The following is a 20,664-nucleotide window of genomic DNA, read 5'->3' as shown; positions in this document are numbered from 1 at the left end:
AGTCGCGCCTTCCGCCGGCTCATGACGGCTGCAAGGAGAAGACGATGTCGTTCCTGTCCACCGCGCTCGATCGTGTGAAGCCGTCCGCGACCATCGCGGTCACGGACAAGGCACGTGAGCTGAAAGCGGCGGGCCGCAACATCATCGGGCTCGGCTCCGGCGAACCGGACTTCGACACTCCGGCCAACATCAAGCTGGCGGCGATCCATGCGATCGAAGCCGGCAAGACCAAATACACCGCTGTCGACGGCATTCCGGAGCTGAAGCAGGCGATCATCGACAAGTTTCAGCGCGAGAACGGCCTCACCTACAAGCCCAACCAGGTGATCGTCGGCACCGGCGGCAAGCAGGTGCTGTACAACGCGCTGGTCGCCACCATCAATCCGGGCGACGAGGTGATCATCCCGGCGCCGTATTGGGTCAGCTATCCGGAGATGGTGGCGCTTGCCGGCGGCGAGAGCGTGCCGGTGGTGTGCACCGCCGAGTTCGGCTTCAAGCTGCAGCCGACTGCACTGGAAGCGGCGATCACGCCGAAGACCAAGTGGATCATCCTCAACTCGCCGTCGAACCCGACCGGCGCCGCCTACACCCGTGAGGAGCTGAAGGCGCTGACGGACGTGCTGGTCAAGCATCCGCACGTCTGGGTGATGACCGACGACATGTACGAGCATCTCGTTTACGACGACTTCAAGTTCACCACCCCGGCGCAGATCGAGCCCAGGCTGTTCGATCGCACCCTGACGGTGAACGGCGTCTCGAAGTCGTATTGCATGACCGGCTGGCGCATCGGCTATGCGGGCGGCCCGGCGGAACTGATCAAGGCGATGGCGACGATCCAGTCGCAGTCGACCTCGAACCCGTCGTCGATCGCGCAATGGGCCGCCGTCGAGGCGCTCAACGGTCCGCAGGAATTCATCGCCGCACACAACAAGGTGTTCAAGGAGCGCCGCGATCTGGTGGTGTCGATGCTGAACCAGGCGGCGGGCGTCGAATGCCCGCGTCCGGAAGGCGCGTTCTACGTCTATCCGTCGTGTGCCGGCACCATCGGCAAGACCGCGCCGTCCGGCAAGGTGATCGAGACCGATCAGGACTTCGTCACCGAACTGCTCGAAGCCGAAGGCGTCGCGGTCGTGCAGGGCTCGGCCTTTGGCCTCGGTCCGGCATTCCGCATCTCCTATGCCACCAAGACGTCCGACCTCGAAGAGGCCTGCAAGCGCATTCAGCGCTTCTGCGGCAATCTGCGCTGAACGCGCCAACGGCGCGTTCATTACAAATCGGCAAGATTCACTGGATTCATTCCGGCGTGTTGGAACTGCCTTGTTTTGGCCAAGACAGTTCCTTCTTGTCGCCCCGCAATCTTCATCCCTGAAATGCGGAGTTTCTTTCAATGTCCATCTCAAGACTGTTCGGTGTCGCAGCTCTCGGCCTGATCGCGTCGGTGACCGGCGCGAGCGCGCAGGAGCGGCTGCAGGTCGGCGTGCTCGAATGCGCCGGTGGCCCGAACGTCGGCTACGTGGTCGGCTCGGCCACCCAGCTGCAGTGCGTGTTCAAGTCCGACGGCCGTCGTCCGGAGCCGTACATCGCCAACCTGCAGCGGATCGGCGTCGACCTCGGCTTTACCCAGAACACCGGCCTCGCCTGGGCCGTCTACGCCCCGACCCGCCAGATCGGTCGCGGCGATCTCGCCGGCAGCTTCGGCGGCGTCGGCGCCAACGCCTCGTTCGGCGTCGGCTTCGGCGGCAACCTGTTGGTCGGTGGTTCGGGCAATGCGTATGCGTTGCAGCCGCTCAGCCTGCAGGGCCAGACCGGCCTCAACGCCACGGCCGGCATCGTCGACGTGCAGCTGCGCCCAGCCGACCTGCCGCGCAAGTATCGCAAGCACAAGCGTCATCATCGGCATCACCGCTGATCGCGGCGCGCGCGCGTCGTGACCAAGGGCCCGCCTCGCGCGGGCCCTTTTTTCTTGTCCGGCGCGCCGCACGCGTTGCTGGAACCGTCATTGAAGATTTGCGATTGCTGTGACTAGATGCTGGCCGCTGCGCCTGAATTGCAGCAGCGATGACTTTGGTCATCTGTCGGTATGCCAACAGCTGCGACGTCAGGATCCGCGAACTATCCGCAAGACTTTATGCAAACTATCCGCATCACGTTGAACTGGAGAAAATCTTTCATGCGCCGCATTTCGCTTCTGCTCGGTATCGCCGCTTCGCTGATCGCCGGCGCCGCCCATGCTCAGAACCGCGTGCAGGTCGGCGTGCTGGAATGCCGTGGTGGCGCCAGCATGGGCTTCATCGTCGGCTCGGTGACCAATCTCGGTTGCGTGCTGCGCGTCAACGGCCGCCCCGACACGCCGTATGTCGCGACCGTCCGCAAGATCGGTCTCGACATCGGTATCACTGAGCAAACCGCGCTCGCCTGGGCGGTGTTCGCACCGGTCGAGCGCTTCGGCCCCGGCGACCTCGCCGGCAACTACGCGGGCGCGCAGGGCTCGGCGGCGATCGGCGTCGGCGCCGGCGCCAATGTCCTGGTCGGCGGTTCGTCGAATTCGATCGCGCTGCAGCCGCTCAGTCTGCAAGGCCAGACCGGCGTCAACGTCGCGGTCGGTCTGCAAGAACTCGAATTGCGTCCGGGTCGCTAACTGATCAGTTCGCTGCGGCGCAACTCGCTTGCGCCGCAGCAACGATTTGTTGTTGTCCTTGATCCTGCTCAAGCCGGTCATGGAAGCAACGTAATTTTTCCCGCTTGCCAACCGTCCAGTGTTGCGGAAGCATCTCGTCTTGCCGACCCAATTACGGGCCGAGCTCCAGAAGAAGGAGGCGGCGATGGGACAAGACGTCAGAAATCCCTCAATCACTAAAGGTTCGGGTCCCCGGTGCATCGCACTGGTGGGCCCTTTCCAAAGCGGAAAGACCACACTGCTCGAAGCGATCCTGGCGCGCACCGGCGCGGTGCCGCGCGCCGGTTCGGTGGACGCCGGCACTTCGGTCGGCGATGCCAGCGCCGAGGCGCGAGCACACAAGATGGGGCTCAGCCTCAACGCCGCAACCACTCAGTTCATGGGTGAGACCTACACGTTTCTCGACTGTCCCGGCTCGGTCGAATTCGCGCACGACATGCGCGCCGCGTTGCCCGCCGTCGATGCCGCCGTGGTGGTGTGCGAAGCCGACGAGCGCAAGCTGCCGCAGTTGCAGCTGATCCTGCGCGAACTCGAAGACCTCGGCATTCCACGCTTTCTGTTCCTCAACAAGATCGACCGCGCCAATAAGCGCGTCCGCGAAGTGCTCGACAGTCTGCAGCCGGCCTCGCGTATTCCTCTGGTGCTGCGCCAGATCCCGATCTGGAACGGCGACCTGATCGCCGGTTATGTCGACCTCGCGCTGGAGCGCGCGTTCGTCTATCGCGAGCACAAGCCCTCCGAAGTGATGGCGCTGGAAGGCGGCGACCTCGATCGCGAGAAGGAAGCCCGCTTCTCGATGCTCGAGAAGCTCGCCGATCACGACGACGCGCTGATGGAGCAACTGCTCGAGGACATCCCGCCGCCGCGCGACGCGGTGTTCGACGATCTCGCCCGCGAACTGCGCGAAGGCCTGATCTGCCCGGTGCTGCTCGGCTCGGCGCTGCGCGAGAACGGCGTGATGCGGCTGCTCAAGGCGCTGCGCCACGAGGCGCCCGACGTGGCCGAGACGGCGGCGCGGCTCGGCGTCGCCACCGCCAAGGACGCGGTCGGCTACGTGTTCAAGACCAATCATCTGCAGCATGGCGGCAAGCTGTCGCTCGCGCGGTTGTTCTCCGGCACGCTGAACGACGGCGATACGGTGCTGTCGGCGACCGGCGAGTCGGCGCGGGTCTCGGGCATTCAGTCGGTTGGTGGCGGGCACGATAGTAAGCGCTCCTCCGCCGGTGCCGGCGAGGTCGTCGCGCTCGGCAAGCTCGATGCGATCAAGACCGGCGACACATTTGCGAACGGCAAGGCCGCGCCGTCAGCGCTGGTTGCGATCGCTGCGGCGCCGCCGGTGCTGGCGATGGCGCTGGCGGCCGCCGACCGCAAGGACGACGTCAAGCTCGGCCAGTCGCTGCAGCGGCTGTCGGAAGAAGACCCGTCGCTGACCGTGGTCCACGATCCGCAGACCCACGATATCGTGCTGTGGGGCCAGGGCGAAATGCATCTTCGCGTTGCGCTGGAGCGGCTCAAGGAGCGCTACGGCGTCAACGTCAAGTCGCATCCGCCGGCGATCGGCTATCGCGAGACGATCCGCAAGTCGGTGACGCAGCGCGGCCGGCACAAGAAGCAGTCCGGTGGCCACGGTCAGTTCGGCGACGTCGTGCTCGATATCAAGCCGCTGCCGCGCGGCGAGGGCTTCGTGTTCGCCGAAACGGTGGTGGGCGGCGCGGTGCCGCGCAACTACATCAGCGCGGTCGAGGAGGGCGCGGCGGACGGCCTGCGCATGGGGCCGCTCGGCTTCCCGGTGGTCGACGTTCATGTCACGCTGACCGACGGCTCGTATCACAGCGTCGACTCCTCGGATCAGGCGTTCCGCACCGCGGCGCGGATCGGCGTCACCGAAGCGCTGCCGCAGTGCCAGCCGGTGCTGCTCGAGCCGATCCACACCGTCGAGATCGTCTGCCCGACCGACGCCACCGCCAAGGTCAACGCCATCCTGTCCGGACGGCGCGGCCAGATCCTCGGCTTCGACACCCGCGAGGGCTGGACCGGCTGGGATGTCGTGCGCGCCACGCTGCCCGAGGCGGAGATCGGCGACCTGATCGTCGAGCTGCGCTCGGCCACCGCGGGCGCCGGCAGCTTCACCCGCAGCTTCGACCACATGGCCGAAGTCACCGGCCGCACCGCCGACCAGATCATCGCAGCGCACCGCCAGGTCGCCGCCTGATCAGCCCGCCGGAGAGAGCAACGGCTTCGATGATGCATGAAGCATCATTGAAGCCGTTTCGTATTTGCGGTAGCCGGTAGGTGAACCGAAATCGGAAGGCTGGCGTGATCACCTCGGCTCAAATGCGTGCGGCGCGGGCGCTGCTCGGGATCGACCAGCGCGAGCTGGCGAAGCTCGCCGGCGTGTCGGTGCCGACCATCCAGCGGATGGAAGCCAGCGGCGGCAATGTCCGTGGCATCGTCGAGTCGCTGACCCGGGTGGTCGACGCGCTCAACCGCGCCGGCGTCGAGCTGATCGGCGAGCATGCCCGCAGCGAGGACGGCGGCCGCGGCGTGCGGTTGCGTCATTCGGCGGCTCCGGACAAGGTCGAGCCATGACGCCCCAGCATCCCGGCGCGGGCCACACCGCCGCCTGCCTGATCGGATGGCCGGCGGCGCATTCACGCTCGCCGCTGATCCACCATTACTGGCTGCGCAGCCTCGGTATTCCGGGCGGCTATTCGATCGAGGCGGTGCCGCCCGAAGGCTTCGCCGAATTCGTGCTCAACCTGCGCGGCCACGGCTACAGCGGCGCCAATGTCACCATCCCGCACAAGGAGCGCGCGCTGCAGCTGACGGAGCCGGACGCGCGCGCGCGTGCGGTCGGTGCCGCCAACACCCTGTACTATGACGGCGACGTGCTGCGCTCGACCAACACCGACGTCGAGGGCTTCATCGCCAATCTCGACGCCAGCGCGCCGGGCTGGGACCGCGCCGAGCAGGCGTTGGTGCTTGGCGCCGGCGGCTCGTCGCGCGCGGTGCTGTTCGGCCTGCTGGAGCGCGGCATCAAGCGCATCGCGCTGGCTAATCGGTCGATGGAGCGGGCGCAGGCGCTGGCCGAGCTGTTCGGCGATCGCGTCGCGCCGATCGCCTGGACCGAAGCGGCCGCGGCGCTGCCGGGCGCGGGGCTGCTGGTCAACACCACCTCGCTCGGCATGAAGGGCCAGCCGTCGCTCGATCTCGACCTCGAGCCGCTGCCGGGCGATGCGGTGGTGGCAGACCTCGTCTATGTGCCGCTCGAGACCGAACTGCTGGCCGAAGCCCGCGGCCGTGGTCTGCGCACCGCCGATGGCCTCGGCATGCTGCTGCACCAGGCGGTGCGCGGCTTCGAATTGTGGTTCGGCGCTCGGCCGCATGTCACCGCCGAGCTGCGCGAATTAGTCGAGGCTGATCTGCTCGCGCATACGTGAGAGGAATAACCGGCGATCGAGAGCATTTGCTCCAGGGGCTTTGCTGGAGAACTCCTCGATGTCGATTCGTGTTTTTGCTACCCCGCCGCTGATCGCCGCAACCGTCTTCGCGCTGTCGCTGTCCGCCGCCTCCGCGCAGCAATCGCCCACGCCCACCAAGGTGCGCGGCGAGATCGAGCGTGTCGACGGCGACAGCCTTGCGGTGAAGTCGCGCAGCGGCCAGGACGTCAAGCTTCAGCTGCAGCCGGATCTGCGCGTCGCCGGCATCGCGGCGAGTAGCTTGTCGGAGGTCAAGCCCGGCGCATTCGTCGGCGCCACCACGGTGCCGGGCCCGAACGGTGCGCACAACGCGGTCGAGATCCACATCTTCCCGGAAGCGATGCGCGGCACCGGCGAAGGTTCGCGCGCCTGGGACCTCGGCCCGAACAGCACAATGACCAACGCCACCGTCGATCAGTCGGTGACCAGCAACGACGGCAACACCGTCAAGGTGAAGTACAAAGGCGGCGAGAAGGTCATCACCGTGACGCCGAAGACCCAGATCGTCACCTACGTGCCAGCCGAGAGGTCCGATCTCAAGCAGGGCGCCAAGATCATCGCGTTCGGCAAGACGCTGCCCGACGGCTCGTTCCAGACCAGCCGCATCGCGGTCGGCCAGGGCGGCATCACGCCGCCGATGTGACGGTGATCGCCCTGTCTACATTGCACTGGTCTTCATCCCGAGGAGGCTGGCAGGAAATATGCCCTTAGACATCGGGCGCTTCCTATCCACGTCATGCCCGGCCTTGTGCCGGGCATCCACGCCTTGCTGACGGAGACGCAGAAAAGGCGTGGATGGCCGGGCCTCCGCCGCGCCGATGGGGCTTCGGCCCCGCAGGCGGGACAAGCCCGGCCATGACGGCATCCCCGAGCTAACAGGTTTACTGCTCGTCCTGCGCGCCCGGCCTTGGCCGGTAGCGCGGCAGTGACCAGCCGCGCTGCAGGGCGGCGGCGCGGATCAGCAGGGCGAGGGCGAAGCCGATGGCGGTGCTGAGATCGCGGCCGGCGCCGAGCGCCGTCAAGCTGACGAAAGCTGCGGCACCGAGCAGCGCCGCCGTGACGTAGATCTCGCGGCGCAGGATCACCGGGATTTCGCCGCCGAGCAGATCACGGATGATGCCGCCGAAGGTCGCGGTGACGACGCCCATCGCCACCGCGACGATGCCGTTGACGCCTGCGAGCGATGCGCGCTCGGCCCCGCTGACCGCGAACAGCGCCATCCCGACCGCGTCGAGCCACAGCAGCGCCCGGTAGCGCGATTGCGGAATATGCGCGGTGAAGAACACGATGCCGGACACGACCACGCAGGCGACCAGATAGGCCGGCTCACGGATCCAGAACACCGGCTGGTCGAGCAGCACGTCGCGCAGCGTGCCGCCGCCGATGCCGGTCGCGGTGCCGAGCAGCGCGAAGCCGACGATGTCCATCTCCTTGCGCGACGCCACCAGCGCGCCGGTGACGGCGAACACGACGACGCCGAGCCAGTCGAGCAACGTGGTGACGGTCTCGAACATCGTGGCGTCTCCGACTAATCGCGAGCCGCTAACGGCCAACGAATTTCGCCTCGCGCTTTTCCATGAAGGCGGCGATGCCTTCCTTCATATCCTGCGTCTTGAACAGCGGCAGCAGCTGCAAATACACATGGTGGACATGATCCGGGAACGTCTCGTTGAGGCCGATCCGCATCATGCGCTTGGCGGCCTGCACGGCAAGCGGCGCATTGCCGGCGATTTCCTTCGCCACCGCACGGGCGCGGCCCATCAGCTCGGCGTCGGGCACGACTTCATTGGCGAGGCCCCATTCGAGACTCTCACGTGCCGACAGCGTGCGGCCGGTGAAGATCAGCTCGGATGCCTTGGCCCAGCCGATCATCCGCGGCAGAAACCAGGTGCCGCCGCTCTCCGGCACGACGCCGCGCTTGACGAACGCGGCCGCGAGCTTGGCGGACTCCGCCATGATGCGGATGTCGCAGCCGAGCGCGGTATCCATGCCGTAGCCGGCGGCGCCGCCGTTGACGGCGCAGATCGTCGGCTTGTCCATGGCGTGCAGCACGGTCGGCGGGGTGCTGCGCAGGTCGAGCGTGGTCGGCGACGACGCCGCGCTGAGCCCCTCGTCGCCGCGCTCCTTGGTGAGGTCGAGCCCGGCGCAGAACGCCCGGCCGTTGCCGGTGAGGATGACGCAGCGGACGTCGGGATCCTGATTGGCCTTGATCAGCAGCGCCGCGAGCTCGTTGAGCATCGGCCCGGAGATCGTGTTCATCCGCTGCGGCGCGTTCAGCGTGATGGTGGCGATGTGGTCTTCGACGGCATAGAGCACCTCGCTGGCGGCAGGCTGCGTGGTGCGTTGCGGGTCTGTCATCGGTTTCCTCCTGATTGTTGTTGCTTTTGTTGTTTGTTAGTTGACCTCACCCCGTCATTGCGAGGAGCGAAGCGACGAAGCAATCCACGCCACGTTGCGCGGCTTCTGGATTGCTTCGCGGAGCCTGTCATCGGGCGGCACTTCGTGCCGACCCGTTGGCTCGCAATGACGCGGAGGGGGCAGGGCGAACTACTCCGCCAGCACCTTCTCGTCGATCTGGTTGATCGAATTGACGCCGCACAGGCCCATGGTGGTGGAGAGCTCGGCGCGGATGATGTCGATCGCCTTGGCGACGCCCGGGCCGCCAAACGCGCCGAGGCCGTAGATGTAGGCGCGGCCGATCATGCAGCTGCGGGCGCCGAGCGCCAGCGCGCGCATCACGTCCTGGCCGGAGCGGATGCCGCCGTCGAACATCACCTCGATATGCGAGCCGACGGTGTGGACGATTTCCGGCAGCACCTCGATCGACGACGGCGCGCCGTCGAGCTGGCGGCCGCCGTGGTTCGACACCACCAGCGCCTCGGCGCCGACTTTGACGGCCTCGCGCGCGTCCTCGACGTCGAGGATGCCTTTGATGATCAGCTTGCCGGGCCAGATCGAGCGGATCCAGTCGATGTCCTTCCAGTTCAGCGCCGGATCGAATTGCGACGCGACCCAGGCCGAGACCGATTCCAGATCCTTCGAGCCCGGCAAATGGCCGGCGATGTTGCCGAAGTTGCGCTGCTTGCCGGCGAGAATGCCCTTGACCCAGCCGGGCTTGGTGGCGATGTCGATCAGGTTCTTCGGCCGGAAGATCTCCGGCGGCACGGTCATGCCGTTCTTGATGTCCTGGTGGCGCTGGCCGATCACCTGCAGGTCGACGGTGAGCACCAGCGCGCTGCACTTCGCAGCGATCGCGCGCTCGATCAGCGCTTTGACGAAGCCGCGGTCGCGCATCACATAGAGCTGAAACCAGAACGGCTTCTCGACATTCGCCGCGACGTCCTCGATCGAGCAGATCGACATCGTCGACAGCGTGTAGGGGATGCCGGCAGCCTGCGCGGCGCGGCAGGCGTGGATTTCGCCGTCGCCATATTGCATGCCGGTTGAGCCGACCGGGGCGAGGATCAGCGGCATTGCCGCCTTTTCGCCGATAATGGTGGTCGAGAGGTCGCGCTTGGAGATGTCGACCAGGATGCGCTGGCGAAACTTGATGCGCTTGAGGTCGTCGACATTGGCACGGAGCGTTTCCTCGGCGTAGGAGCCGTGATCGACATAGTCGAAGAACATCTTCGGCACCTTGCGCTTGTGAATCTGGCGAAGGTCCTCGATGCAGGTGATGTATTTCATGAACGTTGCCGCCCCCGGTCGGTTTTTCAGCGCGTGGGCCGTGCTGTAGCACGGCCGCGCGGACTGCAACATGGTCTGCGGTACCGCCTGCATTGTCTTGGAACAGCATGAGTTCCCGCGCGTTGCACCGCCAACGACGCAAGCTGCCGCAGGAGTGCATCATGACCGACGAGCCCGCCAAGACCTCTAAGACCAAGCAGGACAAGGATCTCGAACAGCAGCTTGACGAGGGCTTGGAAGAGTCCTTCCCGGGATCGGACCCGGTGAGCGTCACGCAGCCGGCGCCGTCGAAGCCGGACAGCGAGCGCAAGCGCAAGTCCTGATCCGGAAAGCCGATCTGCCAAGCGAGTCTGAATGTTTTCAATAACTTGCGCCGCGGGCCTCGGTCCGCGGCGCGTAATGTTTCTTTATATTTTTTGAAGGGCCGACAGCTAAATTGGCCCTATAAGCGGGGTTTCGCCACGTCGTGCCGGCCTGATTCTCGGCCGCGAGCGCGGATCGTGGCAGGCGGGGGAATCAGATGAGCCGCAGATATTTCGGGACCGACGGTATCCGAGGCCGTGCCAATGGCCTGATCACGCCGGAGCTGGCCTTGAAAGTGGGGCAGGCCGCCGGGCTGGTGTTCCAGCGCGGCGATCACCGCCACCGCGTCGTCATCGGCAAGGACACACGGCTGTCCGGCTACATGATCGAGAATGCGATGGTGGCCGGCTTTACGTCGGTCGGCATGGACGTGATGCTGGTCGGGCCGATGCCGACGCCGGCGGTGGCGATGCTGACCAAGTCGATGCGCGCCGATCTCGGCGTGATGATTTCGGCATCGCACAACATGTTCGAGGACAACGGCATCAAGCTGTTCGGACCGCTCGGCTTCAAGCTCAGCGACGACGTCGAGAAGCAGATCGAACAGCTGCTCGACGAGCCGATGGACAAGAAGCTGTCGGAGAGCGCCGGCCTCGGCCGCGCCCGCCGCATCGACGGCGTGCGCGACCGCTACATCGAATTCGCCAAGCGCACGCTGCCGCGCGACCTGTCGCTCGACGGGCTGCGGGTGGTGGTCGATTGCGCCAACGGCGCCGCCTACAAGGTGGTGCCCGAGGCGCTGTGGGAGCTCGGCGCCGACGTGATCTCGATCGGGGTCGAGCCCGACGGCTTCAACATCAACAAGGAGGTCGGCTCGACCGCGCCGGAAGCGCTGTGCCGCAAGGTTCGCGAAATGCGCGCCGATATCGGCATCGCGCTCGACGGCGACGCCGACCGGGTCATCATGGTGGACGAGCGCGGCCATGTGGTCGACGGCGACCAGTTGCTGGCGGTGATCGCGCAGAGCTGGAAGGAAGACGGCCGGCTCGCCAAGCCCGGCATCGCCGCGACCGTGATGTCGAATTTGGGCCTCGAGCGCTTCCTGACCGCCGAGGGCATCGAGCTGATCCGCACCTCGGTCGGTGACCGCTACGTGCTCGAGGCGATGCTGAAGGGCGGCTACAATGTCGGCGGCGAGTCCTCCGGCCACATCATTCTGTCCGATTACAACACCACCGGCGACGGCTTCGTCGCGGCGCTGCAGGTGCTGGCGGTGGTGCAGAAGCTGGGCCGGCCGGTGTCGGAGGTCTGCCACCGCTTCGACCCGCTGCCGCAGATCCTGAAAAACGTCCGCTATCGCGCCGGCCGGCCGCTCGACGACGCCGGCGTGCAGTCGGCGATCAACGCCGGCGAGACCCGCCTCAACGGCCACGGTCGGCTGCTGATTCGGGCTTCGGGCACCGAGCCGGTGATCCGGGTGATGGGCGAGGGCGACGATCGCGAACTGGTCGAGGATGTCGTTGACAGCATCGTCGATGCGGTCGGCAACGCCGCGGCGGCGGCCGCGTAGTAATCGCTGCGCTGCACGCGTAGTCCGGGCTGCATCGCAGCTATCGTAAATCGTCGCTGGCGTGGCGGCGCCGCGGGTTCTAGTTTGCAGACGGTCGGCGGCTTCGCCGGCCGTCTTTTTGTTTGACGGCGTCCGCTGGCGCCGTTCGTTACGCAGGAAACCCCCGCTGTGAACAAGCCGGTCGCCGTCGATGTGGAGAATGCTGCCCCGGTTGCGGCGCCGGAAACGGCGCTGCCTGGGACCTCGTCGACCTCGCCGCCGTCCGCGGGCCCCGCCTATGTGGTACTCGGAGGCATCAGCTTCTCGCACTTCCTCAACGACACCATGCAGTCGCTGATTCCGTCGGTGTATCCGATCCTGAAAGCGAACTACGCGCTGGACTTCGCCCAGATCGGGCTGATCACGCTGGCGTTCCAGTTCACAGCTTCGCTGCTGCAGCCGGTGATCGGCGCCTTCACCGACAAGCGGCCGCAGCCGTTCTCGCTGGCGATCGGCATGAGCTCGACGTTTCTGGGCCTGCTGCTGCTCAGCATCGCCCACAGCTACGCGGTGATCCTGATCGCCGCGGCTATGATCGGGCTCGGCTCCGCGGTGTTTCATCCGGAATCGGCGCGCATCGCGCGGCTGGCATCCGGCGGCCGCTTCGGCATGGCGCAGTCGGTCTTCCAGGTCGGCGGCAATGCCGGCACCGCGCTCGGCCCGCTGCTGGCGGCACTGATCGTGGTGCCGTTCGGCCAGCCGTCGATCGCCTGGTTCTCGACGATAGCGTTCCTCGCCATCCTGGTGCTGTGGCGGATCGGCGTCTGGTACAAGCCGCTGGTCGCGGCCCGCAAGGTCGTGGCGAAGCCGCATCCGCACGCGCCCGGCCGACGCCGCGTGCTGGCCGCGCTGGTGGTGCTGGTGGCGCTGCTGTTCTCCAAGCACATGTACATGGCCAGCCTGTCGAGCTACTACACGTTCTATCTGATCGAGAAATTCCACGTCTCGACCCAGACCGCGCAGCTGTTCCTGTTCATCTTCCTCGCCTCGGTCGCGGCCGGGGTGTTCTTCGGCGGGCCGCTCGGCGACCGCTTCGGGCGGCGCTACGTGATCTGGTTCTCGATCCTCGGCGCGCTGCCGTTCACGCTGGCGCTGCCCTATGTCGGGCTCACTGCCAGCGCTGTGCTGACGATGTTCATCGGCTTCATCCTGGCGTCGGCGACCTCGGCCATCATCGTGTTCGCGCAGGAGCTGGTGCCGCACCGCCTCGGCATGATCTCCGGGCTGTTCTTCGGCTTCGCCTTCGGCATCGGCGGCGTCGGCGCCGCCGCGCTCGGCGAATTCGCGGACCGCTACGGCATCGACGTGGTGTACCAGATCTGCTCGTTCCTGCCGGCGCTGGGTCTGCTCGCGGTGCTGCTGCCCAGAATGCCGCGCCACGCGCACTAGGCGTGCGGCCGATGGGGCTGACACTCAGCCCTCTCCGCGTCATGCCCGGCCTTGTGCCGGGCATCCACGCCTCGCTGAATTAAGATGCAGAAAAGGCGTGGATGGCCGGGACGAGCCCGGCCATGACGGAACTAACGAGCGTACGAATCCGGCTTCAGCCGCCGTCACATGCGCAACCGACGGCTCCTGCAACGCCATTAAGTAACGGTTTGTTAGTGGTCGAAGCGAAGGGCGGGTGGACCGTCGTTACCAGCGCGCACCGTTCCATCACCAAATATCAACCTTAAAAATTAGGGTTAAGTGGCGCTTAAGGAATTGATGGCATCGTCCTACCAAGGGTTTCCGGTTGCGGAGCCTTCCGTTGATCATCATTGGACCAAAGGACGAAGCCAATGCGTAGCGTGACGAAGATTTTGGCCGCCGGAGCGGCTTCGATGATGTGCTCGGCGGCGTTTGCCGCCGATATGCCCATCGCACCGCCGCCGGCCTATGCGCCGCCGCCGGTTGAAGACTTCGGTGGTTGGTATCTGCGCGGCGATATCGGCTTCAGCAACCAGCAGGTCAAGGATCTGCGCTACGGCCGCGACTCGGCCTATTCGCAGCTGACCTCGTTCGATCAGACGACCAGCTTCGATGCAGCCGGGATCTACGGCATCGGCGTCGGCTATCAGTTCAACCCGTGGTTCCGCGCGGACCTCGTCGGCCAGTATCGCGGCAATTCGAACTTCAAGGGCACCGACCGGTTCACCGGCACCTCGTTCGGCACGCCTTACAGCGGCATCGACAATTACGGCGCCAGCAAATCCGAATGGCTGGTGATGGCCAACGGTTACGTCGATCTCGGCACCTGGTGGTGCGTGACGCCGTTCATCGGCGCCGGCGTCGGCGCCGCGCGGGTGACCATGGCCGGCTTCACCGACACCGGCATCAACAACCTGCCGTTCTCGACCACCAGCTTTGCCAGCGCGCCGACCGCCTCGAAATGGAATCTGGCGTGGGCGCTGCACACCGGTCTGGCCTACAAGGTCAATCCCAACCTGACCCTCGAACTCGCTTACAGCTACCTAAATCTCGGCGACGGCTACACCGGCGTGCTCTCCGACTTCACCGGCCTGACCACCAACAACACCTTCAAGTTCAAGGACATCACTTCGCACGACGTGAAGCTCGGCGTGCGTTGGAATCTGGACTCGGCGCCGGTCTACGCGCCGCCGCCGCCGCTGATGCGCAAGGGCTGATAGGCCCTGGCCGATTAAGACGTGTTAACGGCGCGGGAGCTTCCCGCGCCGTTTTTGTTTTTGAAAGTGCCATGCGACAAGGATTGATTAAGGTTAACAGGCGATGATCGCAGCGTACCCGAATGGTCGAGGAGCGTTGCGATGCGTGGAGTGTGGGTAGCTGCGGCAGCGGCGGTGATCACGATGGCGCACGGCGCCCAGGCGGCCGACATGCCGGAGTTCGGCGCGCTGCGCGGTGCGGTGGTCGACACGCCCGGCGTCGTCAACTGGCAGGGCTTCTACGTCGGCGGACAGGCCGGCTACGGCACCTCCGACATGGACCTCACCAATTCGACTCAGGAGCTCGCCTCCCGGCTCCTGGTCAATACGGTGATCGAAAATTCGATGGGCACCTCGTCCTGGCCGGTGCTCGGCAAGACCTCGGCGCACGGGCAGGGTTGGGGCGGCTTCGCCGGCTACAATGCGCAGTGGGACGACGTCGTGCTCGGCGTCGAAGCCAACTACCTGCACGGCAGCTTTGGCGGCGGCATGAGCGGCTTCATGGGACGGCAGATGACGGTCGATGGCGTGAACTACGTGGCCAACTATGCGGCCAATGCCTCGATCAAGGTCAATGACGTCGGTTCGGCGCGTCTTCGCGCCGGCTGGGCGATCGGCGGGTTCCTGCCTTACGCGTTCGGCGGCGTTTCGCTCGGCCAGGCCGATATCGTCCGCACCGCCACGATCACCGGCACCCAGGGCGGCGTGCCGTTCACGCCGCTCACCTCCACGCAGATCCAGAACAGCCACTTCATCTACGGCTATTCGGCGGGCCTCGGCATCGACATGATGGTGTATCGCGGCCTGTTCGTGCGCGCCGAGTGGGAATACCAGAAATTCGCCGCGCCGATCAACACCGCGGTCTCCACCGTGCGCGGCGGCGTCGGCTACAAGTTCTGACCGGTCGCCATCAGCCGGCTCATTGACGGAGCTGCCTGCGCCTGATCGACTGCCCGCGCGATCATGGGGCGCGGGAGCGATGCGGATTTACGGCGATCTCAATTCGGGCAATTGCCTGAAGGTGAAGTGGGTGTGCGACGCGCTGTCGTTGCCCTACGACTGGATCGCCGTCGATACGCTGCAAGGTGAGACGCGCTCGCCGGAGTTTCTCGCGCTCAATCCGGCCGGGCAGGTCCCGGTCGTGGTGCTGGACGATGGCCGGCCGCTGGCGCAATCCAACGCGATCATCCGCTATCTGGCCCGCGACAGCGCGTTCGTTCCGCGCGATCCGTATCTGACCGCCAAGATGGACGAGTGGCTGTTCTGGGAGCAGTACAGCCACGAGCCTTACATCGCGGTGTGCCGCTATCAGATGGTGTATCTCGGCAAACCGGCGTCTGCGCTCGATCCCGATCGGGTCCGACGCGGGCAGGCGGCGCTCGCATTGATGGAACGGCATCTGACTGGCACCGCCTTCCTCGTCGGTGATCACTGCACCTTGGCCGATGTGGCGCTGCTGGCCTACACCCGGCTCGCCGCTGAAGGCGGTTTTGCGTTGCAGGATTATCCGTCCGTGTGCCGCTGGATCGGCGATGCCGAACGCGCGCTCGGCCTCGCGCCGGTCGGCGCGACTGCGTGAGCGTTCAAAATCCGAGATGTCGCGGAGAGAGCTGCGCGACAACGCGTGATCGCAATGTGAGGGAACGCCAGCTAGGCGATCGGTTTGTCCCGGACAGTAAACGGGAGAATCCAATGCGCCTGCTATCACCAGCTACGCTGATCGCCGCCGTCATGGCTGTGTCTGCGGCCCACGCGCAAACCACCACGCCATCAGGCGTGGCGGTCGATCCGACAACGGGGGCACAGAACGCCGGCAGCGCCGGCATCAGTTCGTCCCCCGGCGGCACGAGCACCACGGCAACCGGAACCGGCGCGACCGGAGCCACGACCGGCTCGACGCTCAACACGCCGGGGATCAACCAGCCCGGCGTGCCGAATACATCCTCGCCGGGGACGATCGGCAGCGGTGCCTCGCCGAGCGGACTGCCGGGCGACAGCACGACCTCGCCGGGGTTCCCCGGGCAGGTCGGTCGCTGATAACTCATCACTAGAGCTCCGGTTCTGATAGAATCAGAACCGGAGCTCTAGTCTTTCTTTTGACGCGTTTTCTTCACGCGAACCGGTATCCACTTCGCTCGAAAACGCTCCAGTCACGGATCACTCATCACATCATGTCTGGCCGAACAACGCGCCGCGGTGTTCGGACAGTCATGTGTGTCGTGTTCCGCTGCTCGTTCGTGTGGCCTGCGATGCATCGACGCTGGCGGCGTGAGGAACGGCTCGCGCACTGTTGGATTGGCTTATCAGTCACTACAACGGAGGAAGCTGATAATGCAGTCCAAGTTTCGAATGACCGCCGTCGTCGCAGCCGCGTTGCTGGCATCGACCGCCTTCGCCTCGGCGCAGACCGGCAGCAGCACGTCGCCGGCCAACTCGGCCAGCAAGGCGGGCGGTGAGGCAGCGTCGCAAGGCTCCACAAACGGAGCGTCCAACGCCGGTTCGGTCACGGCCACGCCTAACTCGACCTCCAGCGGCGCAGCGGCCGCGGGGACGTCGACCGGCGCGGGCGCAGCGGGCGCCACCACGGGTAGCTCCGGCGCAGCTGGCTCCGGCACTGGCCGATAACCGAAGCGAACCAAGATGCGAACGAGCGGTGAGTTATTTCACCGCTCGTTTTGCATGGATCGATCCACGGCAAAGTACTAAGTGCAGCGATCAGACATTCGTCATGGCCGGGCTTGTCCCGGCCATCACGCCTTTTCGGCATCTCATTCAGCAAGGCGTGGATGCCCGGCACGAGGCCGGGCATGACGCGTGGTTAGGAAAGTGCCTGGGTCCCAAGGGCGCGTTTCCGGGCAGGCGCAGAGGAGCTTGCGAGTCTCGAAGCTGGAGCAACTCGGCACTGGTGGCCCATGGTTCGAGACGGCGCTTCGCGCCTCCTCACCATGAGGGTTTGCTTGGGGTGATGCCATCTGCGGCGGTTCTCTTTCGAAGCGAAGCGGAACCGCTATGGACGCAAAGGATCTGCGGTTGCTGTCCGCAGGGGCGTCGGATGTCCGGCATCTCCCGGAACCGCGATATCCTTGACATTCGGCTCCAAAGGACTATCCCCAGCGGCGGGAAACCTCTCCCCACCGAGAGGCAGCTATCTGGAAGGATAGACTATGACTGTTGCGAAGCCCGCTTCGCGGCCGAATGCGCCGCAATTCTCCTCCGGCCCCTGCGCGAAGCGCCCCGGCTGGTCCCCCGAAAACCTCAAGGACGCCCCGCTCGGCCGCTCGCATCGCGCGAAGGTCGGCAAGGCCAAGCTCAAGCTCGCGATCGATCTCACGCGCGACGTGCTTGAAGTGCCGGCGGACTACAAGATCGGCATCGTTCCGGCGTCCGACACCGGCGCCGTCGAGATGGCGCTGTGGTCGCTGCTCGGGCCGCGCCCGGTCACCACGCTGGCGTGGGAATCGTTCGGCGACGGCTGGGTCGGCGACGTCACCAAGGAGCTGAAGCTCCCCAACGTCACCAAGCTCAAGGCGGGTTACGGCGAAATTCCCGACCTCTCCAAGGTCGATTGCAATACCGACATCGTCTTCACCTGGAACGGCACCACCTCGGGCGTGCGTGTTCCGAACGCCGACTGGATCAAGGCCGACCGGGAAGGCCTGACCATCTGCGACGCCACCTCGGCCGCCTTTGCGCAGCCGCTGGATTGGGCCAAGCTCGATGTCGTCACCTTCTCCTGGCAGAAGGCGCTCGGCGGGGAAGCCGCGCACGGCATGCTGATCCTGTCGCCGCGCGCCGTGGAACGTCTCGAGAGCTACACGCCGGCCTGGCCGATGCCGAAAATCTTCCGCCTCACCAAGGGCGGCAAGCTGATCGAGGGCATCTTCCAGGGCGAGACCATCAACACCCCGTCGATGCTCTGCGTTGAGGACTATCTCGATGCGCTCAACTGGGCGAAGTCGGTCGGCGGCCTCAAGGGCCTGATCGCCCGTGCCGACGCCAACACCAAGGTGCTGACCGACTGGCAGGCGAAGGCCAAGTGGGCCGACTTCCTGGCCGCCGATCCGGCGATCCGCTCCAACACCTCGGTCTGCCTGAAGGTCGTCGATCCGGCGATTACTTCGCTCCCGGCCGAGGCCCAGGCCGACTTCGCCAAGAAGCTGGTTGCGGTGGTCGAGAAGGAAGGGGCCGGCTACGATCTCGGCGCCTATCGCGACGCCCCCGCCGGCCTGCGCATCTGGTGCGGCGCCACGGTCGAGGCGAACGACGTCAAGCTGCTCACCGAGTGGCTCGACTACGCGTTCGAGACCACCAAGGCCGGCCTCGCGCAAGCGGCTTGATCAGTCACCCTCCCCTGGAGGGGGAGGGTCGACGCACCGTAGGTGCGGCGGGGTGGGGTGACAGACTCTCCCCGCCCTCGGACTCCAATTTCCATTCTCGACGCTTTCACCCCACCCCGGCGCTACGCGCCGACCCTCCCCCTCAAGGGGAGGGTGTAGGAGAAATCCCATGACCGCTCCCAAAGTCCTCATTTCCGACGCGCTGTCGGAAGCCGCCGTGCAGATCTTCAAGGATCGCGGCATCGACGTCGATTTCCAGCCGGCGCTGGGCAAAGACAAAGAGAAGCTCGCCGAGATCATCGGCAACTACGACGGCCTCGCGATCCGCTCCGCCACCAAGGCGACCGCCAAGATCCTCGAGAAGGCGTCGAAGCTCAAGGTGATCGGCCGCGCCGGCATCGGCGTCGACAACGTCGAGATTCCCGCGGCGACCGCCAAGGGCATCATCGTGATGAACACGCCGTTCGGCAATTCGATCACCACCGCCGAGCACGCCATCACCATGATGCTGGCGCTGGCGCGTGAGATCCCCGCCGCCGACGCCTCGACCCAGGCCGGCAAGTGGGAGAAGAACCGCTTCATGGGCGTCGAGATCACCGCCAAGACGCTCGGCGTGATCGGCTGCGGCAACATCGGTTCGATCGTCGCCGACCGCGCGCTCGGCCTGCGTATGAAGGTGATCGCGTTCGATCCGTTCCTGTCGCCGGAGCGCGCCAAGGACATCGGCGTCGAGAAGGTCGAGCTCGAGGACATCTTCAAGCGCGCCGACTTCATCACGCTGCACACCCCGCTGACCGAGAAGACCAAGAACATCATCGACGCGGCCGCGATCGCCAAGATGAAGAAGGGCGTCCGCATCATCAATTGCGCCCGCGGCGGTCTGGTCGACGAGGCGGCGCTGGCCGAAGCGCTAAAGTCCGGTCACGTCGCCGGCGCGGCGTTCGATGTGTTCTCCGAAGAGCCGGCGACCTCGAACGTGCTGTTCGGCCTGCCCAACGTGATCTGCACGCCGCATCTCGGCGCCTCGACCACCGAGGCGCAGGAGAACGTCGCGCTGCAGGTCGCCGAGCAGATGAGCGACTACCTGCTCAGCGGCGCCATCACCAACGCGGTCAACTTCCCGTCGATCACGGCGGAAGAAGCGCCGAAGCTGAAGCCGTTCATCGAGCTCGCCGAAAAGCTCGGCTCGTTCGCCGGCCAGCTCACCGAGACCGGCATCACCAAGGTGACGATCACCTACGAAGGTGAAGTCGCCGAGATGAAGATCAAGGCGCTGACCTCCGCGGTACTGTCGGGGCTGCTGCGGCCGATGCTGGGCGACATCAACGTCGTGTCGGCGCCGGTGATCGCCAAGGAGCGCGGCATGGTGGTGGACGAAGTCGTCCGCGCCGCCGAGAGCGACTACGAGAGCCTGATCACCCTGACGGTGACGACGGAGCGGCAGGAGCGTTCGGTGTCTGGCACCGTCTATGCCGACGGCAAGCCGCGACTGGTCGACATCAAGGGCATCCGCGTCGACGCCGAGTTCGGCCAGTCGATGATCTACGTCACCAACGAGGACAAGCCGGGCTTCATCGGCAAGTTCGCCAGCTTGCTGGGCGACGCCAAGGTCAACATCGCGACCTTCAACCTCGGCCGTCACGCCCAGGGTGGCGACGCCATCGCGCTGGTGACGATCGACGGCCCGGCCCCGGCCGAGGTGATCGCCAAGGTGCAGGAACTGCCGCAGGTCAAGCAGGCCAAGGCGCTGACGTTCTGATCGAGTGACCGGCGCCCGGCCCGGGGCCGCGCCCGCCGTTTTTGGGGCGACCAATGTGGCGCCCCCGGCCGCCATACAACCGGAGAGTTTGTTTTGTTGAAAGGGCCGCCCCAAAAAACGCCAGCACCATAAACCCCCGCCCGGGGG

The 20,664-nt window shown here is 65.8% G+C and carries 20 protein-coding genes; 16 read left to right on the top strand and 4 right to left on the bottom strand.

Annotated elements, in window-relative coordinates; all coding sequences use genetic code 11:
* Nucleotides 1-44: 44 nt before the first annotated feature.
* The 7 genes from D4Q52_RS24070 to D4Q52_RS24040 all read left to right on the top strand — a co-directional run bounded on the left by D4Q52_RS24070 (nucleotide 45) and on the right by D4Q52_RS24040 (nucleotide 6,799).
* Nucleotides 45-1,247, top strand: coding sequence for a pyridoxal phosphate-dependent aminotransferase (locus D4Q52_RS24070; RefSeq protein ID WP_119859111.1), 1,203 nt, complete (start codon nucleotides 45-47; stop codon nucleotides 1,245-1,247).
* Nucleotides 1,248-1,387: 140 nt separating this feature from the next.
* On the top strand, nucleotides 1,388-1,909 hold the full coding sequence (locus tag D4Q52_RS24065; protein WP_119859110.1) for a DUF992 domain-containing protein: 522 nt from the start codon (nucleotides 1,388-1,390) through the stop codon (nucleotides 1,907-1,909).
* A 261-nt stretch (nucleotides 1,910-2,170) separates the two neighbouring features.
* Nucleotides 2,171-2,638, top strand: a complete 468-nt coding sequence (locus D4Q52_RS24060; protein WP_119859109.1) for a DUF992 domain-containing protein — start codon at nucleotides 2,171-2,173, stop codon at nucleotides 2,636-2,638.
* A 184-nt stretch (nucleotides 2,639-2,822) separates the two neighbouring features.
* Nucleotides 2,823-4,889 (top strand): elongation factor G, encoded by a 2,067-nt coding sequence (locus tag D4Q52_RS24055; protein WP_119859126.1) that lies wholly within the window; start codon nucleotides 2,823-2,825, stop codon nucleotides 4,887-4,889.
* Between the two features lie 104 nt (nucleotides 4,890-4,993).
* Entirely contained in the window at nucleotides 4,994-5,266 is a 273-nt protein-coding gene (locus D4Q52_RS24050) for a helix-turn-helix domain-containing protein (protein WP_119859108.1), read from the top strand.
* Nucleotides 5,263-6,117: a shikimate dehydrogenase gene (locus D4Q52_RS24045; protein WP_119859107.1), complete on the top strand. Its 855-nt coding sequence runs from the start codon at nucleotides 5,263-5,265 to the stop codon at nucleotides 6,115-6,117. The genes D4Q52_RS24050 and D4Q52_RS24045 overlap by 4 nt, the downstream gene beginning before the upstream one ends.
* Before the next feature lie 58 nt (nucleotides 6,118-6,175).
* Nucleotides 6,176-6,799, top strand: a complete 624-nt coding sequence (locus D4Q52_RS24040; protein ID WP_182915431.1) for a hypothetical protein — start codon at nucleotides 6,176-6,178, stop codon at nucleotides 6,797-6,799.
* Nucleotides 6,800-7,037: 238 nt separating this feature from the next.
* Here the strand turns inward: D4Q52_RS24040 and D4Q52_RS24035 are convergent, their stop codons facing one another.
* The 3 genes from D4Q52_RS24035 to D4Q52_RS24025 form a co-directional block, all read right to left on the bottom strand.
* Nucleotides 7,038-7,670, bottom strand: a complete 633-nt coding sequence (locus D4Q52_RS24035; RefSeq protein WP_119859106.1) for a trimeric intracellular cation channel family protein — start codon at nucleotides 7,668-7,670, stop codon at nucleotides 7,038-7,040.
* Nucleotides 7,671-7,698: 28 nt separating this feature from the next.
* The gene (locus D4Q52_RS24030; protein WP_119859105.1) at nucleotides 7,699-8,514 is read right to left on the bottom strand and encodes an enoyl-CoA hydratase/isomerase family protein; all 816 of its coding nucleotides are present in this window, start codon (nucleotides 8,512-8,514) and stop codon (nucleotides 7,699-7,701) included.
* Nucleotides 8,515-8,703: 189 nt separating this feature from the next.
* Nucleotides 8,704-9,843: an alpha-hydroxy acid oxidase gene (locus D4Q52_RS24025; protein WP_119859104.1), complete on the bottom strand. Its 1,140-nt coding sequence runs from the start codon at nucleotides 9,841-9,843 to the stop codon at nucleotides 8,704-8,706.
* 161 nt (nucleotides 9,844-10,004) lie between these two features.
* Here D4Q52_RS24025 and D4Q52_RS26605 point away from each other — a divergent pair, with 161 nt between their 5' ends.
* The 7 genes from D4Q52_RS26605 (at nucleotide 10,005) to D4Q52_RS23990 (ending at nucleotide 16,458) form a co-directional block, all read left to right on the top strand.
* Nucleotides 10,005-10,166: a hypothetical protein gene (locus D4Q52_RS26605; protein WP_182915430.1), complete on the top strand. Its 162-nt coding sequence runs from the start codon at nucleotides 10,005-10,007 to the stop codon at nucleotides 10,164-10,166.
* A 197-nt stretch (nucleotides 10,167-10,363) separates the two neighbouring features.
* The gene (glmM, locus tag D4Q52_RS24015) at nucleotides 10,364-11,716 is read left to right on the top strand and encodes a phosphoglucosamine mutase (RefSeq protein ID WP_119859102.1); all 1,353 of its coding nucleotides are present in this window, start codon (nucleotides 10,364-10,366) and stop codon (nucleotides 11,714-11,716) included.
* A gap of 168 nt (nucleotides 11,717-11,884) precedes the next feature.
* Nucleotides 11,885-13,144, top strand: coding sequence for an MFS transporter (locus tag D4Q52_RS24010; RefSeq protein ID WP_119859101.1), 1,260 nt, complete (start codon nucleotides 11,885-11,887; stop codon nucleotides 13,142-13,144).
* Between the two features lie 392 nt (nucleotides 13,145-13,536).
* A complete protein-coding gene (locus D4Q52_RS24005; RefSeq protein ID WP_182915429.1) occupies nucleotides 13,537-14,382 on the top strand; it encodes an outer membrane protein in 846 nt (281 codons plus the stop codon).
* A 141-nt stretch (nucleotides 14,383-14,523) separates the two neighbouring features.
* Complete coding sequence (locus D4Q52_RS24000; protein WP_119859100.1) at nucleotides 14,524-15,321, top strand: outer membrane protein; 798 nt, start codon at nucleotides 14,524-14,526, stop codon at nucleotides 15,319-15,321.
* 79 nt (nucleotides 15,322-15,400) lie between these two features.
* Nucleotides 15,401-16,000 (top strand): glutathione S-transferase family protein, encoded by a 600-nt coding sequence (locus tag D4Q52_RS23995; protein ID WP_119859099.1) that lies wholly within the window; start codon nucleotides 15,401-15,403, stop codon nucleotides 15,998-16,000.
* A gap of 113 nt (nucleotides 16,001-16,113) precedes the next feature.
* Complete coding sequence (locus D4Q52_RS23990) at nucleotides 16,114-16,458, top strand: hypothetical protein (RefSeq protein ID WP_119859098.1); 345 nt, start codon at nucleotides 16,114-16,116, stop codon at nucleotides 16,456-16,458.
* Nucleotides 16,459-16,724: 266 nt separating this feature from the next.
* Here the strand turns inward: D4Q52_RS23990 and D4Q52_RS23985 are convergent, their stop codons facing one another.
* On the bottom strand, nucleotides 16,725-17,006 hold the full coding sequence (locus D4Q52_RS23985) for a hypothetical protein (protein WP_182915428.1): 282 nt from the start codon (nucleotides 17,004-17,006) through the stop codon (nucleotides 16,725-16,727).
* Between the two features lie 579 nt (nucleotides 17,007-17,585).
* Here D4Q52_RS23985 and D4Q52_RS23980 point away from each other — a divergent pair.
* Both D4Q52_RS23980 and serA read left to right on the top strand, forming a co-directional pair.
* A complete protein-coding gene (locus D4Q52_RS23980; RefSeq protein ID WP_119859096.1) occupies nucleotides 17,586-18,758 on the top strand; it encodes a phosphoserine transaminase in 1,173 nt (390 codons plus the stop codon).
* 169 nt (nucleotides 18,759-18,927) lie between these two features.
* Nucleotides 18,928-20,517, top strand: a complete 1,590-nt coding sequence (serA, locus tag D4Q52_RS23975; protein WP_119859095.1) for a phosphoglycerate dehydrogenase — start codon at nucleotides 18,928-18,930, stop codon at nucleotides 20,515-20,517.
* Nucleotides 20,518-20,664: the final 147 nt, after the last annotated feature.

The organism is Rhodopseudomonas palustris (assembly GCF_003591005.1).
Lineage (GTDB): Bacteria > Pseudomonadota > Alphaproteobacteria > Rhizobiales > Xanthobacteraceae > Rhodopseudomonas > Rhodopseudomonas palustris_K.
This window is presented reverse-complemented; position numbering and strand designations above follow the sequence as displayed.